Genomic DNA, 15,686 nt, shown 5'->3' with positions numbered 1-15,686 from the left:
CAGGAGAGGATATGGTTGCGGTCAGAAGTGCGCATTTAAATACTGAGGGGGAATTCGCCCTCGACCAGTGGATCGCCAGTCTCGGTATTGCTAACCCGCAATCATGTCAACGCGTCGCCGAAACCTGGCGCTACTGTGAAGCGCAAACCCAGGGCCATCCCGATCAGTCGCTGCTGCTGTGGCGCGGCATCGAGATGGTCGAAATCCTCTCGATGCTCAGTATGGATATTGAAAGCCTGTGTGCGGCGCTGATCTTCCCGCTGGCTAACGATGAAGTGGTGAGCGAAGAAGATCTGGAAAAAACCATCGGCAAAGGCATTGTCTCGCTGGTGCATGGCGTGCGCGATATGGACGCGATCCGTCAGCTGAAAGCGATTCACAATGACTCGATGGCGTCTGAGCAGGTGGATAACGTCCGCCGGATGCTGCTGGCGATGGTGGAAGATTTCCGCTGCGTGGTGCTCAAACTGGCCGAACGCATCATGAACCTGCGCGAAATGAAAGACGCGCCGGAAGATGAGCGAGTGCTGGCGGCTAAAGAGAGTACCAATATCTATGCGCCGCTGGCCAACCGGCTCGGCATTGGTCAACTGAAGTGGGAGCTGGAAGATTACTGCTTCCGCTATCTGCATCCCGACGAATACAAACGCATCGCCAAACTGCTGCATGAACGACGCATTGACCGTGAGCAGTACATCGACAACTTCGTCAACAATCTGCGTAAAGAGATGGCCAAAGAGGGCGTACGTGCCGAAGTCTATGGCCGGCCGAAGCATATCTACAGTATCTGGCGCAAGATGCAGAAGAAGTCGCTGGCTTTCGATGAGCTGTTCGACGTGCGGGCGGTGCGCATCGTCGCTGAGCGCTTACAGGATTGCTACGGCGCGCTGGGCACGGTCCACACGCTTTATCGTCATCTGCCGAGCGAGTTTGATGACTACGTGGCAAACCCCAAGCCAAATGGCTACCAGTCAATTCACACCGTGGTGTTAGGCCCGCAGGGTAAAACGGTGGAGATCCAGATCCGTACCCGCCAGATGCACGAAGATGCCGAGCTGGGCGTAGCGGCGCACTGGAAATATAAAGAGGGGCCGACTTCCAGCAGCGCACGCGGCGCAGCGGGGCATGAAGAGCGTATCGCCTGGCTGCGTAAGCTGATCAGCTGGCAGGAAGAGATGGCGGATTCCGGTGAACTGCTGGAAGAGGTGCGCAGCCAGGTGTTCGATGACCGGGTGTACGTGTTTACACCGAAAGGGGATGTGGTGGATCTGCCCGCCGGCTCAACGCCGCTCGACTTCGCTTACCACATCCACAGTGACATCGGTCACCGCTGCATCGGCGCAAAAATCGGCGGCCGTATCGTGCCGTTTACCTATCAACTGCAGATGGGCGATCAGGTTGAAGTGATCACTCAGAAACAGCCGAACCCGAGCCGGGACTGGCTCAACCCTAACCTCGGCTATATCACCACCAGCCGCGGCCGGTCAAAGATTCACAACTGGTTCCGCAAGCAGGATCGCGATAAGAACATCATCGCCGGACGGCAGATTCTGGATAACGAGCTGAATCAGCTGGATATCAGCCTGCGTGAAGCGGAGAAGCTGCTGCTGCCGCGCTATAACGTTACTTCTCTGGAGGAGTTGCTGGCGGCGATTGGTGGTGGTGATATTCGCCTTAACCAGATGGTTAATTTCCTGCAGGCCCGGCTCAACAAGCCGAGCGCCGAAGAGCAAGACCGCGAAGCGCTGCGCCAGTTGACCCAGAAGTCCTACACGCCACCGTCGCGCAAAGAGAGCGGGCGCGTGGTGGTCGAGGGCGTGGGCAACCTGATGCACCACATTGCACGTTGCTGCCAGCCGATTCCGGGCGACGATATCGTCGGCTTTATTACCCAGGGGCGCGGTATTTCGATTCACCGTGCCGACTGTGACCAGCTGGCTGAGCTGATCTCCCATGCGCCGGAACGCATCGTTGACGCGGTATGGGGTGAAAGTTACTCCAGCGGTTATTCGCTGGTGGTACGGGTGACAGCCAACGATCGCAGCGGGCTGCTGCGCGATATCACCACCATCCTCGCCAATGAAAAAGTCAATGTACTGGGCGTGTCGAGCCGCAGCGATACCAAAAAGCAGCTGGCGACTATCGACATGGATATCGAGATTTATAACCATCAGGTGCTGGGACGGGTACTGGCACGCCTGAATCAGGTCTCTGATATCATCGACGCCCGCCGTTTACACTGATACTACTGGCCGCCGGTCCGGTTTTCGCCGCAGAGGCGAACGGCCGGGCTGGCGTGCTGCACTTCAGGCGCCGTATACGCGCCACCTCAAGACCAACCGCAAAGGATTTTCCTGAATGAACGCCATCGATCGCCTGCTTGGCATTATGAAAACCCTGCGCGATCCGCAACACGGCTGTCCGTGGGATCGTGAGCAGACCTTCGCCACCATCGCCCCGTATACGCTGGAGGAGACCTATGAAGTGCTGGACGCTATCCAGCGCGAGGATTTTGACGATTTGCGCGGCGAACTGGGCGATCTGCTGTTCCAGGTGGTGTTTTATGCCCAGATGGCCAGCGAGCAGGATCGCTTTACCTTCGAGGATATCTGCCACGCCATTAGCGACAAGCTGGAGCGCCGTCATCCACATATTTTTGCTGACGCCAGCGCGGAAACCAGCGGCGAGGTGCTGAAAAACTGGGAAGCGATAAAAACTGCCGAGCGGGCGGAAAAAGCCCAGCATTCGGCGCTGGACGATATTCCCAGAGCATTGCCGGCGCTGATGCGCGCCCATAAAATCCAGAAGCGTTGCCACAATGTCGGCTTTGACTGGGACACGCTGGGGCCGGTGGTCGCCAAAGTGCACGAAGAGATCGATGAAGTGATGCACGAGGCGCAGCAAAGTGTGGTGGACAGCCAGAAGCTGGAGGAGGAGATCGGTGACCTGCTGTTCGCCACGGTGAACCTGTCGCGCCATCTTGGCAGCAAAGCTGAAACCGCGCTGCAAAAGGCTAATGACAAGTTTGAGCGCCGCTTCCGCCAGGTTGAAGCGATCATTGCCGCGCAGGGGCTGAGCATGCCTGGCGCCACGCTGGAACAGATGGAAGCGGCCTGGCAGCAGGTGAAAATCAGCGAGAAATGCTGATTATTCCAGCGCTGTGTATAAAATCGCCGCTTGAGCTTACACGATTCAGCGCGGCGACAACTTTGTGACGTACATCAACATTTCATTAACGGCTATCCGCTATGTTAGCCGCAGCACTGCGTTGGAGGATGGCTGTGATTCATCAATTGTGGCTGATAGCGGTTTCCAGTATACTGTTTTCCCGTCCTGGTTATTCCACCGTCTTTAAACCTAAACTCTCAGGTTCAGCATGACAACGAATTATATTTTTGTGACCGGCGGGGTCGTATCCTCTCTGGGTAAAGGCATTGCCGCAGCCTCCCTCGCAGCCATTCTCGAAGCCCGTGGTCTTAACGTGACCATCATGAAGCTGGACCCGTATATCAACGTGGATCCAGGCACCATGAGCCCGACTCAGCACGGTGAAGTTTTCGTCACTGATGATGGGGCTGAAACCGATCTGGATTTGGGTCACTACGAGCGCTTCATTCGCACTAAAATGTCGCGTCGTAATAACTTCACCACTGGCCGTATCTACTCTGAAGTGCTGCGTAAAGAACGTCGCGGCGACTATCTGGGTGCCACTATTCAGGTGATTCCACACATCACCAACGCCATTAAAGAGCGCATCATTGAAGGCGGCGAAGGCCACGATGTGGTGCTGGTCGAAATCGGCGGCACGGTCGGCGATATCGAATCACTGCCTTTCCTTGAAGCCATTCGTCAGATGGCGGTGGATGTAGGCCGTGAGCACACCATGTATATGCACCTGACGCTGGTGCCGTATATGGCAGCAGCCGGTGAAGTGAAAACCAAACCGACCCAGCACTCGGTCAAAGAGCTGCTCTCTATCGGTATTCAGCCTGACGTGCTGATCTGCCGTTCTGACCGCGCCGTGCCAGCCAACGAACGCGCCAAAATCGCGCTGTTCTGTAACGTGCCGGAAAAAGCGGTTATTTCGCTGAAAGATGTCGATTCGATTTACAAGATCCCGGGCATGCTGAAGTCGCAGGGCCTGGATGACTACATCTGCAAACGCTTCAATCTGAATGCACCGGAAGCCAATCTGGCCGAGTGGGAGCAGGTGATTTACGAAGAAGCCAATCCGGGCGGTGAAGTCACCATCGGGATGGTGGGCAAGTACGTTGAATTGCCGGATGCCTACAAATCGGTGATTGAAGCGCTGAAGCACGGCGGCCTGAAAAATCGCGTCACCGTGAACATCAAACTGATCGACTCGCAGGATGTCGAATCACGCGGTGTCGAATTACTGAAAGATTTGGATGCGATTCTGATTCCTGGTGGCTTCGGTTACCGTGGCGTCGAAGGCAAGCTGATGACCGCGCAGTACGCACGTGAAAATAACGTGCCGTATCTCGGCATCTGTCTTGGCATGCAGGTGGCACTGATGGAGTTCGCCCGTAACGTCGCCGGGATGGAAGGCGCCAACTCCACTGAATTTGTGCCAGACTGTAAATATCCGGTAGTGGCGTTAATTACCGAATGGCGTGACGAAAACGGCAACGTTGAAGTGCGCAGCGAGCAGAGCGATCTGGGCGGCACCATGCGTCTGGGCAGCCAGCAGTGTCAGTTAACGCCGGGCAGCCAGGTTCGCCAGCTGTACGGTTCTGACACCATCGTTGAGCGCCATCGCCATCGTTATGAAGTTAACAACATGCTGCTGAAGCCGATTGAAGCAGCCGGTCTGCGGGTTGCGGGTCGCTCAGGGGATGATCAACTGGTTGAGATTATCGAAATCCCGAACCATCCGTGGTTTGTGGCTTGCCAGTTCCACCCGGAGTTTACCTCGACACCACGTGATGGCCATCCGTTGTTTGCCGGCTTCGTGAAAGCGGCACATGAGCATCAGAAGCGTTTAGCGAAGTAAGATTCACGAGCAGCGCGCGAACTTTTCGCGCGTTGTTTGTCTTAGGATTGACTAACTTGTACTGAGGAAAAACGTAATGTCCAAAATCGTAAAAGTCATCGGTCGCGAAATTATCGACTCACGTGGTAACCCGACTGTTGAAGCAGAAGTGCATCTGGAAGGCGGTTTCGTTGGTCTGGCAGCAGCGCCATCAGGAGCTTCTACTGGTTCACGCGAAGCACTGGAACTGCGTGACGGTGACAAATCTCGTTTCCTGGGCAAAGGCGTGACCAAAGCTGTTGCTGCGGTAAACGGCCCGATTGCTGAAGCGGTAAAAGGCAAAGACGCGAAAGATCAGGCGAACATCGATAAAATCATGATCGACCTGGACGGTACTGAGAACAAATCCAACTTCGGTGCTAACGCCATTCTGGCCGTGTCACTGGCGGCGGCGAAAGCGGCGGCAGCCTCTAAAGGTCAGCCACTGTATGAGCACATCGCTGAACTGAACGGCACCCCAGGCAAATATTCTATGCCACTGCCAATGATGAACATCATCAACGGCGGCGAGCATGCCGACAACAACGTTGATATCCAGGAATTCATGATTCAGCCGGTTGGCGCTTCAAACGTGAAAGAAGCGATCCGTATGGGTTCTGAAGTATTCCATAACCTGGCGAAAGTGCTGAAAAGCAAAGGCATGAGCACTGCGGTAGGTGACGAAGGTGGCTATGCGCCAAACCTGGGTTCCAACGCTGAAGCGCTGGCCGTTATTGCTGAAGCGGTAAAAGCAGCAGGCTACGAGCTGGGCAAAGACATCACGCTGGCGATGGACTGTGCGGCCTCTGAATTCTACAAAGATGGCAAATACGTGCTGGCCGGTGAAGGCGGTAAAGCCTTTACTTCAGAAGAGTTCACCCACTTCCTGGAAGATCTGACTAAGCAGTATCCGATCGTCTCTATCGAAGATGGCCTGGACGAATCTGACTGGGATGGCTTCGCGTATCAGACTAAAGTTCTGGGCGACAAAATCCAGCTGGTGGGTGATGACCTGTTCGTGACCAACACCAAAATCCTGAAAGAAGGTATCGAAAAAGGTATCGCTAACTCCATTCTGATCAAATTCAACCAGATCGGTTCTCTGACCGAAACGCTGGCAGCGATCAAAATGGCGAAAGACGCGGGCTACACTGCCGTGATCTCTCACCGTTCAGGCGAAACCGAAGATGCAACCATCGCTGACCTGGCGGTAGGTACTGCAGCGGGCCAGATCAAAACCGGTTCAATGAGCCGTTCTGACCGTGTTGCTAAGTACAACCAGCTGATCCGTATCGAAGAAGCGCTGGGTTCTAAAGCGCCATTCAACGGTCTGAAAGAAGTTAAAGGTCAGTAATGACTGTGCGTTGATGTCGCGTTAAGTGACATTATCGGCCTCTGAAGCCCCGCCTTGTGCGGGGCTTTTTTGTTGGTGGCGGTGTGCGGACGCGGATGGCAAGGCCCGATCGCAAAGACGCAAAAGCGTCATCCCTGCCGGCTCGGCCCGCGCGATTACGCACCTCATCCCTGAGGTGCGCCCGTTACCGGGCCAACGCTTTGCGTTGTTCAAAAACGCTCCCGACATTTTTGTCCTTTGCGCGGGACGCTTTGTTATTCGATCCTTGCCATCCACCTTTTGAGCCTGTTAGCCGTCTGAAGTCTCTCTTTGTGACGTTTTAGCTTTTGTCCGGCGCGGAGAAAAGGCACAACGCGTGGTTGAGCTGCGCGGCAAATCTGCCATAATCAGCGCCCTGTTTTTTTCAAGCGAGTCCGTAATGCAATACCCGATTAACGAAATGTTCCAGACGCTACAGGGCGAAGGTTTTTATACCGGCGTACCCGCCATCTTCATCCGCTTACAGGGATGTCCGGTGGGCTGTAGCTGGTGTGATACTAAACATACCTGGGAAAAGCGGGCGGATCGGGAAACGTCGCTGGGCGATATTTTAATTAAAACCGTGGAAAGTGATGCCTGGGGCGATGCCGATGCGGCAACCTTGCTGAACGCCATCCAGCAGCAGGGCTGGACCGCGCGCCATGTGGTGATCACCGGCGGTGAACCGGCGATTTACGATCTGCGTCCGTTAACCACGGTGCTGGAGCAGCACGGCTTCCAGTGCCAGATAGAGACCAGCGGCACCCATGAGATCCGCTGTTCTGAACAGACCTGGGTGACGGTTTCACCCAAGGTTAATATGCGTGGCGGCTACGATGTGCTGCCGCAGGCGCTGGTTCGGGCCGATGAAATCAAACATCCGGTGGCGCGCCAGCGTGATATCGAGGCACTGGATGCGCTGCTGGCCAGCCTTGATGACGCGAAATCGCGCATCATTGCCTTACAGCCGATCAGCCGCAAAGATGAAGCGACCCGACTCTGCATCGAGACCTGCATTGCGCGCAACTGGCGTTTGTCGATGCAAACCCACAAATATCTCAATATCGCCTGACAGAAGCGGGCGGTAGGCAGCGGCACCTCAGCCATGGGGTGACCGGGCAGGCGTGCGGTCCGCAGGTGAGTTAACCGTTTCGGGGAATCAGGGGAGCAGCAGCGCCGGATCGAAGGGTTCGATCCGACAGCGTTAACCGCGGTAGACGCAACCGGCAGTACAGGTCTCTTTGATCATCACTGCGCTGAGCAGCGGCAGGCGAGGCTTCATCTGATCCCAAATCCATTTTGCGAGCACTTCGCTGGTCGGGTTTTCCAGCCCAGGAATATCATTGAGATAGTAGTGGTCGAGACGATCGTAGACCGGCTTAAACGCCGCTTTCAATTCGGCAAAGTCGATCACCCAACCGGTGTGCGCATCCACTTCGCCGGTAATCTCCAGACGAACCAGGAAGGAATGACCGTGCAGACGACCGCATTTGTGTCCGGCCGGCACGTTAGGTAAATGGTGTGCGGCTTCGAACTGGAACTCTTTAAATAAAGTGGTAGACATAGTGGTTCTCAGACATTAAAAAACCGCTAAATTCTACCTGATAACCGTATTTTTCGCACTCAGATCACACAATGCGCCCGCGTTGTGGCCCATTTCCTTCCCCGGTCCCAGCTAATTAACTGATATATCGCCGCTTTACTTACCACTTTTGCCGATTAATCCTACCAGGAAAACCATTTAGTCATTTTGGTTATTTGATATGTCGAAGGTGTATTTAATCGTTAATATACGGGCCGGTAACCTACGCACTCTTCCGCCATTTTACGGTCCGGACTTCTGATACTGGAATTTTTAACGCGATGACGACTCAGGCACCAGGTTCACTGCTTCCGCTCTCCCCGGAACAACTCGCTCGCTTACAGGCGGCGACGACCGATTATTCCCCCACCCAGCTGGCGTGGCTGTCAGGTTATTTCTGGGGCAGGGTAGAACAGACCCCGGGTAACGCAGTGGCCAGCGCCCCGGCACCGGCCGCAGCAGAAGCGCCAGCGATTACGTTGCTCTCGGCTTCGCAAACCGGCAATGCCCGCCGCCTGGCTGAACAGTTGCGTGATGACCTGCAGGCAGCCAGACTGAATGTAAACCTGGTGAATGCCGGCGATTATAAATTCAAACAAATCGGTCAGGAAAAGCTGCTGGTCGTGGTGACCTCCACCCAGGGTGAAGGGGAGCCGCCGGAAGAGGCGGTGGCGCTGCATAAGTTCCTGATGTCGAAAAAGGCCCCGAAAATGGATGGCACCGCGTTTGCGGTGTTTGGCCTGGGCGACACCTCTTATGAGTTTTTCAGCAAAGCAGGCAAAGATTTTGACAGCCGGCTGGCGGAACTGGGCGCAGAGCGGTTGCTGGATCGGGTGGATGCTGACGTTGAGTATGCCGATCAGGCCACGGCCTGGCGCAGTGCGCTGACAGAGATTTTAAAGCAGCGCGTGCCGACCGAATCACCGACGCAGGCCGCCGCCACTGCCGCGGGCAGCGTCAATGAAGTCACTACCAGCCCGTACACCAAAGAGGCGCCGCTCAGCGCCACGCTGGCGGTGAACCAGAAAATTACCGGTCGCGATTCTGACAAAGATGTCCGCCACATCGAAATCGATCTTGGTGAGTCAGGTCTGCGCTACCAGCCCGGCGATGCGCTGGGTGTCTGGTATGAAAACGATAGCGCCCTGGTCAGCGAACTGCTGGAACTGGTCTGGCTGAAAGGGGACGAGCCGGTTGAGGTACAGGGCGCGACCCTGCCGCTGGCCGAAGCGCTGCAAAAACATTTTGAGCTGACGGTTAATACGGCGCAGATCGTCGCGCAGTATGCCCAGCTGTCGCGTGATGCCGAGCTGCTGGCGCTGGTCGATGATAAAGCCCGGCTGCAACAGTATGCGCAGCGCTATCCGATTGTTGACATGATCCGGCTGGCGCCGGCGGAACTGAGTGCAGCGCAGCTGACCTCACTACTGCGTCCCCTGACGCCGCGGCTCTACTCCATCGCTTCTTCGCAGGCGGAAACCGATACTGAAGTGCATATCACCGTCGGTGCAGTACGCTTTGATATTGAAGGTCGCCAGCGCGGCGGCGGCGCCTCAACCTGGCTGGCCGATCGGGTCGAAGAAGAGGGCGAAGTGCGGGTGTTTATCGAGCACAACGATAATTTCCGCCTGCCCGCTAACCCGGACGCACCGGTGATCATGATTGGACCAGGCACCGGCATCGCGCCGTTCCGCGCCTTTATGCAGCAGCGCGAAAACGACGGTGCCAGCGGCAAAAACTGGCTGTTCTTTGGCAATCCACACTTCACCGATGATTTCCTCTATCAGGTGGAGTGGCAGAAATATGTGAAAGAGGGTCTGCTGACCCGAATCGATCTGGCCTGGTCACGCGATCAGGCAGAGAAGGTGTACGTACAGGATAAGATCCGCGCCAACGGAGCGGAAGTGTGGCGCTGGATGCAGGAAGGCGCGCACCTTTACGTCTGCGGCGATGCGAATCGCATGGCGAAGGACGTTGAGCAGGCATTACTGGATGTGGTGGTCGAGCACGGCGGAATGGATCGTGAAGCGGCCGACGAATTTTTAAGTGAGCTGCGCATTGAGCGCCGTTATCAGCGAGACGTTTACTAATGAGCGAAAAACACCCTGGACCGCTGGTTGTAGAAGGCAAATTAGCCGACGCTGAGCGCCTGAAGAAGCAGAGTAACTATCTGCGCGGCACCATTCGTGAAGATCTCGAAGAGGGCCTGACCGGCGGCTTTACCGGCGACAACTTCCTGCTGATCCGTTTTCACGGTATGTACCAGCAGGACGACCGCGATATTCGTGCCGAGCGTGCTGAGCAGAAGCTTGAGCCGCGTCATGCGATGATGCTGCGCTGCCGTCTGCCGGGCGGGATTATTACCCCAACGCAGTGGCTGGCGATCGACAAGTTTGCCAGCGAGAAGACCCTGTATGGCAGCATCCGTCTGACCAACCGTCAGACCTTCCAGTTTCACGGCATTCTGAAAAAGAACGTTAAACCGACTCACCAGATGCTGCATGAAGTCGGACTGGATGCGCTGGCAACCGCCAACGACGTTAACCGCAACGTGCTTTGCACCTCTAACCCGGTGGAGTCGGAACTGCATCAGGAAGCGTACGAGTGGGCGAAAAAACTCTCTGAGCACCTGCTGCCGCGGACCCGTGCCTACGCTGAGATCTGGTGGGATCAGGAGAAAGTCGCTACCACCGATGAAGAACCGATCCTCGGTGAGACCTATCTGCCGCGTAAATTTAAAACTACCGTGGTGATCCCGCCGCATAACGATGTGGATCTGCACGCCAACGATCTTAACTTCATCGCCGTGGCCGAGAAGGGCAAGCTGGTGGGCTTCAACCTGCTGGTCGGTGGTGGACTGTCGATTGAGCACGGTAACAAAGCCACTTACGCCCGTACCGCCAGCGAGTTTGGTTATTTCCCGCTGGAGAAGATCCTTGATGTGGCCGAAGCGGTGGTGACCACCCAGCGCGACTGGGGTAACCGCACCGATCGTAAGAATGCCAAAACCAAATACACCCTGGAACGCGTCGGCGTTGATACCTTCAAAGCGGAAGTGGAGAAGCGGGCTGGCGTCACCTTTGAACCGATTCGTCCATACGAATTCACTACCCGTGGCGATCGGATTGGCTGGATTAAAGGCATCGACAATAAATGGCACCTGACGCTGTTTATTGAGAATGGTCGTCTGCTGGACTATCCCGACCGTCCGCTGAAAAGCGGTGTGGCCGAGATTGCCAAAATCCACCAGGGCGATTTCCGCCTGACGGCCAACCAGAACCTGATTGTGGCGGGCGTGCCGGAAAGCGAGAAAGCGAAGATTGAAGCGATTGCCCGTGCGCATGGGCTGATGGAAAACGTCTCGGCGCAACGTGAGAACTCAATGGCCTGCGTCGCGTTCCCGACCTGTCCGCTGGCGATGGCTGAAGCTGAACGCTTCCTGCCTGCCTTCGTGACCAAAGTCGAAGCGATCATGCACGGTCACGGCGTGGGTGATGAGCACATAGTGTTACGCGTTACCGGTTGTCCCAACGGCTGCGGCCGTGCCATGCTGGCTGAACTCGGTCTGGTTGGCAAAGCGCCAGGCCGCTACAACCTGCATATCGGCGGCAATCGCATCGGCACACGCATTCCGCGGATGTACCGTGAAAACATTAACGAAAACGAAATTCTCGCCACCATTGATGAACTGGTGGGACGCTGGGCCAAAGAGCGCCATGCCGCTGAAGGCTTTGGTGACTTCGTGATCCGCGCGGGCATCGTTGCGCCTGTGCTGGACCCGGCGCGCGATTTCTGGGAGGAGGCAAAATGAGTCAGATTGACCTCGCAGCACTGAATGAAATGTCCAAAGTCCAGCGCGCGATGGCGCTGGCGGCCACCAATGCGCAGCTGGAGAAGTCGTCTGCTGAAGCGCGTGTGAGCTGGGCGCTGGAGAATCTGCCGGGCGCCTATGTGCTCTCCTCCAGCTTCGGCATTCAGGCGGCGGTGTCACTGCATATGGTGACGCGTCAGCAGCCCGATATCCCGGTGATCCTCACCGATACCGGCTACCTGTTCCCGGAAACCTATCGCTTTATTGATGAGCTGGCAGACCAGCTCAATCTTAACCTCAAGGTGTTCCGTGCTGAGACCTCACCGGCCTGGCAGGAAGCGCGCTACGGCAAGCTGTGGGAGCAGGGCGTTGAGGGAATTGAGAAGTACAACGACATCAATAAAGTGGAACCGATGAATCGCGCACTGGAAACGCTCGGTGCGCAGACCTGGTTTGCTGGCCTTCGTCGCGATCAATCCGGCAGCCGGGCCAATCTGCCGGTGCTCGGCGTGCAGCGCGGGGTGTTTAAGCTGCTGCCGATCATCGACTGGGATAACCGCCAGATTCATCAGTACCTGCAGCAGCACAATCTGAAATACCATCCGCTGTGGGATCAAGGCTATCTGTCGGTCGGCGATACCCACACTACCCGCAAATGGGAGCCCGGGATGGCAGAAGAAGAGACGCGCTTTTTCGGCCTCAAGCGCGAGTGCGGTCTGCACGAAGGGTAATGGTTTTGTGTCCGGCTTCTCTGCGGTTATGCCGCCAGAGAAGCCGGTTGTTTACAGACCTTTCAGGCCCGCAAACTCGGTCGCCGCCCGCGTAACGTTCACGCGGGTCACCGTGTAGTGCGCCACCGCAACAAACGGATCTTCCGCCAGCAGCGCATCCAGCTGCTCGCGCGGCATCTCTTTTACCAGCAGTAACCCGCCGGTCCGCGGATCTTTACGTCCCGCTGCGATCACTGCTCCAGCATCAAAATAGCGATCCAGCCATGCAATATGCGCTGCCAGCAACGCTTCTACTTCTTCCATCGGACGAAAATAATCGAGAGACACGACGTACATAACCGTTCCTTAGACTTTAGGGTTAGTGAGCTCACTCAGCAGCGGCAGCAAAACGTTAACGCTGTCGCGGGTGCGGACGGTAATCCGGCCGGGCAGCCAGCGGTCGAGGTAACTGAGGTTATCCCGATCGGTCTGATGTCGGGTGGTACCCTCAGGAAAATGGCTGCTGCGATGACGCTGCTGCGCCCCGTCCTGGTTGCCCAGCGTCCAGTTGCTGGCCGTCACGTCAAGCAGCGGAAAGCCCGCTTTATCAAAGGCGTTCAGGCCGTCGGCATCCTTGCGGTTTAACTGATGACTGGCGGCAGAAATGCCGTGCTGGCGCGCCAGTAGTAGGGCGCGTTCGCTGGTCTGCTTGCGTACCGCTCGTGGCGTATTCATTCCGCTATTGAAATAGAGGTGATCGCCGGTAATCAGGCTGTTGAGATCGATCACCAGCAGGGTGTTCTTCTTCTCTCTGGCGCTCATCCGTTCAACGTAATCGTCCATACCGTGCATCTCCGCCTCACCGGCACTGAGCGCCACGAAGCGCACGCCGTAGTGCAGTGGTCGCTGACTGAGCTGTTGCGCCAGTTCCAGCATCACGCCGAGGCCTGAGGCGTTATCATCCACCCCCTGCAGGCGAAGGCCGCCGAGGTTCTGGTTAGTCTGACTGCTGTTGTGCGGCGTCCAGGTATCCAGATGCGCGACGATCAGAATCTCCTGCGGTTCACTGCCGGCGCGGGCCGCAATCACCGAGGTCGCCGTCAGCTTACGCCAGCGTAACTTGCCGTCGTTTTCCTGCCAGTTATAGCCGGTGTTGAACTGCCGGGTATTGGTCTTGAAACCGAGTGCGGTAAATTGCTGTTGCAGATAGTCGGCCGCCATCAGTTCGGCTGGACTGCCGGTCATCCGGCCAGGGAACCAGGTGGCGATGTGGCGAACCTGCTGTTCGGCAAAGTGGCCGGGCTGGCTGGCAAGTGCCAGCGGGGAAATTAGCGCGCCAATTAAAACCGCCGCCGCCCTCAATCGGAGGGAAGAAAACATAGTGCATCCTTTTTCATTTTTCAGATACCGGTCCGGCATGCTGCACCGGGCCCGTCATGCCGGGCGCTATTATAGCCTTTTTGCTGCGGTGCACTATCGACAGAATCAGGCCGGCTGGCGTAGCGAACGGCGCTTCGGCTGGCCATTGTCTGTTTTTGATGGAGGACAGCCGGTTTTTTGCGGCTTCCGCCAGCCGATAATCTGTGAGCACGGTCACGGATAACCCATTAATTATCCGTCGTTAAGATCAAATTGTTCTGTGCTTAGCGGGGCCGTTATTCCATTCGGTAACTACTCATTCCAATTCGTAATTTCATCTGGATAAACTCAGGGACGTATAGTCGCGTTAACGCAAAGTTACAACACTAAGGTTAACGTGGACTATCTGCCCCTTTTTGCCGATCTCTCTGGCCGCCCGGTTCTGGTTGTCGGCGGTGGAGATATCGCAGCGCGAAAAATTGAACTGCTGCGTCGTGCGCGTGCGCGCGTGCAGATTGCCGCGCGCGAACTCTGCCCTGAACTGCAGGCGCTGCTCGAGACGCAGCAGCTGGAGTGGCTGGCGACCGCGTTTGATCCTGCCCAGCTCGACGGCGTGTTCCTGGTGATCGCCGCCACCGATGACAATGCCCTCAACGCGGCGGTCTTCGAGGCTGCCAACGCGCGCCAGAAGCTGGTGAACGTGGTGGACGATCAACCGAAATGCAGCTTTATCTTCCCCTCGATTGTTGACCGCTCACCGCTGGTGGTCGCGATCTCCTCCAGCGGCACTGCGCCGGTGCTGGCGCGTATGCTGCGTGAAAAACTGGAGACGCTACTGCCCGCTAACCTCGGCCAGATGGCTGAGGTGGCCGGACAGTGGCGTGACAAAGTTAAACAGCGTTTTCACCGCATGTCTGACCGCCGCCGTTTCTGGGAGCGGGCATTCAACGGCCTGTTTGCCAGCCAGATGTCGGCTGGCAATGTGGATGAGGCGAAACGCACGCTGGACCGTGAGCTGCTCGATGAACCAGGCCGACAGGGTGAAATTATTCTGGTGGGGGCCGGTCCGGGCGACAGCGGTCTGCTGACGCTGCGTGGCCTTCAGGTGATGCAACTGGCCGATGTGGTGCTGTATGACCATCTGGTCAGTGACGAGGTGCTGGAGCTGGTTCGCCGCGATGCAGATCGCATCTGCGTCGGTAAACGGGCGGGTGCGCATTCGGTGCCGCAGGAAGAGACCAATCAGATGCTGGTTAAGCTGGCGCTGCAGGGCAAGCGGGTTGTGCGCCTCAAGGGGGGCGATCCGTTTATCTTTGGCCGCGGCGGCGAAGAGCTGCAGGCGGCACAGCAGGCTGGCATTCCGTTCCAGGTGGTGCCGGGCGTCACCGCCGCCGCCGGAGCCACCGCTTACGCCGGTATTCCGCTGACTCACCGCGATTACGCGCAGAGCGTGATGTTTATTACCGGTCATTGTCGTCCGGATGGTGACGACATTGACTGGCCGTCGCTGGCGCGTGCGCGTCAGACGCTGGCGATCTATATGGGCACGGTGAAGGCGGCGCTGATTAGCGAAGCGCTGATTCAGCACGGCCGCGCGCCGTCGACGCCGGTGGCGGTGATCAGCCGCGGCACCCGTCAGGATCAACAGGTAGTGACCGGTACCTTAGAACAACTCGAGGCGCTGGCCGCCTCGGCACCCACTCCGGCACTGCTGGTGATCGGAGAAGTGGTCAATTTGCACGGGCAACTCGCCTGGTTTCAACATTCGGCACAGCAGGGGGCTCGCGAGTCCGCCGTTGTCAATCTGGCTTGAGGGAAAA

The 15,686-nt window shown here is 56.9% G+C and carries 12 protein-coding genes; 9 read left to right on the top strand and 3 right to left on the bottom strand.

Annotation, left to right across the window (positions count from 1 at the left end; translation table 11 throughout):
• Positions 1-11 precede the first annotated feature (11 nt).
• The 5 genes from relA (at position 12) to queE (ending at position 7,476) form a co-directional block, all read left to right on the top strand.
• Positions 12-2,243 carry a GTP diphosphokinase gene (relA, locus tag FHW04_RS12020; protein WP_031374734.1) on the top strand — a complete coding sequence of 744 codons (2,232 nt, stop codon included), beginning with the start codon at positions 12-14 and terminating at the stop codon, positions 2,241-2,243.
• 115 nt (positions 2,244-2,358) lie between these two features.
• Positions 2,359-3,147: a nucleoside triphosphate pyrophosphohydrolase gene (gene mazG, locus FHW04_RS12015; protein ID WP_031374735.1), complete on the top strand. Its 789-nt coding sequence runs from the start codon at positions 2,359-2,361 to the stop codon at positions 3,145-3,147.
• 229 nt (positions 3,148-3,376) lie between these two features.
• Positions 3,377-5,014 carry a glutamine hydrolyzing CTP synthase gene (gene pyrG, locus FHW04_RS12010; RefSeq protein ID WP_031374736.1) on the top strand — a complete coding sequence of 546 codons (1,638 nt, stop codon included), beginning with the start codon at positions 3,377-3,379 and terminating at the stop codon, positions 5,012-5,014.
• 76 nt (positions 5,015-5,090) lie between these two features.
• Positions 5,091-6,386 carry a phosphopyruvate hydratase gene (eno, locus tag FHW04_RS12005; RefSeq protein ID WP_069728892.1) on the top strand — a complete coding sequence of 432 codons (1,296 nt, stop codon included), beginning with the start codon at positions 5,091-5,093 and terminating at the stop codon, positions 6,384-6,386.
• Between the two features lie 418 nt (positions 6,387-6,804).
• A complete protein-coding gene (gene queE / locus FHW04_RS12000; protein WP_089561260.1) occupies positions 6,805-7,476 on the top strand; it encodes a 7-carboxy-7-deazaguanine synthase QueE in 672 nt (223 codons plus the stop codon).
• 132 nt (positions 7,477-7,608) lie between these two features.
• Here queE and queD read toward each other — a convergent pair whose 3' ends face one another.
• On the bottom strand, positions 7,609-7,968 hold the full coding sequence (gene queD / locus FHW04_RS11995) for a 6-carboxytetrahydropterin synthase QueD (protein ID WP_069728893.1): 360 nt from the start codon (positions 7,966-7,968) through the stop codon (positions 7,609-7,611).
• A gap of 299 nt (positions 7,969-8,267) precedes the next feature.
• Here queD and cysJ point away from each other — a divergent pair, with 299 nt between their 5' ends.
• The 3 genes from cysJ to FHW04_RS11980 are packed head-to-tail and all read left to right on the top strand — an operon-like array spanning position 8,268 to position 12,528.
• On the top strand, positions 8,268-10,076 hold the full coding sequence (cysJ, locus tag FHW04_RS11990) for an NADPH-dependent assimilatory sulfite reductase flavoprotein subunit (protein ID WP_089561193.1): 1,809 nt from the start codon (positions 8,268-8,270) through the stop codon (positions 10,074-10,076).
• Positions 10,076-11,797, top strand: a complete 1,722-nt coding sequence (cysI, locus tag FHW04_RS11985) for an assimilatory sulfite reductase (NADPH) hemoprotein subunit (RefSeq protein WP_031374741.1) — start codon at positions 10,076-10,078, stop codon at positions 11,795-11,797. Before cysJ ends, cysI begins: the two co-directional genes overlap by 1 nt.
• Positions 11,794-12,528 carry a phosphoadenylyl-sulfate reductase gene (locus tag FHW04_RS11980; RefSeq protein ID WP_046289598.1) on the top strand — a complete coding sequence of 245 codons (735 nt, stop codon included), beginning with the start codon at positions 11,794-11,796 and terminating at the stop codon, positions 12,526-12,528. Before cysI ends, FHW04_RS11980 begins: the two co-directional genes overlap by 4 nt.
• A gap of 51 nt (positions 12,529-12,579) precedes the next feature.
• Here FHW04_RS11980 and FHW04_RS11975 read toward each other — a convergent pair whose 3' ends face one another.
• Both FHW04_RS11975 and FHW04_RS11970 read right to left on the bottom strand, forming a co-directional pair.
• On the bottom strand, positions 12,580-12,864 hold the full coding sequence (locus FHW04_RS11975) for a YciI family protein (RefSeq protein WP_089561192.1): 285 nt from the start codon (positions 12,862-12,864) through the stop codon (positions 12,580-12,582).
• A 9-nt stretch (positions 12,865-12,873) separates the two neighbouring features.
• Positions 12,874-13,887 (bottom strand): aminopeptidase, encoded by a 1,014-nt coding sequence (locus tag FHW04_RS11970; protein ID WP_031374743.1) that lies wholly within the window; start codon positions 13,885-13,887, stop codon positions 12,874-12,876.
• Between the two features lie 376 nt (positions 13,888-14,263).
• Between FHW04_RS11970 and cysG the strand changes: the two genes are divergently transcribed.
• Positions 14,264-15,679 (top strand): siroheme synthase CysG, encoded by a 1,416-nt coding sequence (cysG, locus tag FHW04_RS11965; protein ID WP_046289599.1) that lies wholly within the window; start codon positions 14,264-14,266, stop codon positions 15,677-15,679.
• Positions 15,680-15,686 lie beyond the last annotated feature (7 nt).

The organism is Pantoea sp. AN62, assembly GCF_050432985.1.
GTDB classification, from domain to species: Bacteria; Pseudomonadota; Gammaproteobacteria; order Enterobacterales; family Enterobacteriaceae; genus Pantoea; species Pantoea brenneri.
The sequence above is the reverse complement of the archived record's forward strand: the minus strand, read 5'-3'. Positions and strand labels throughout refer to the sequence as shown.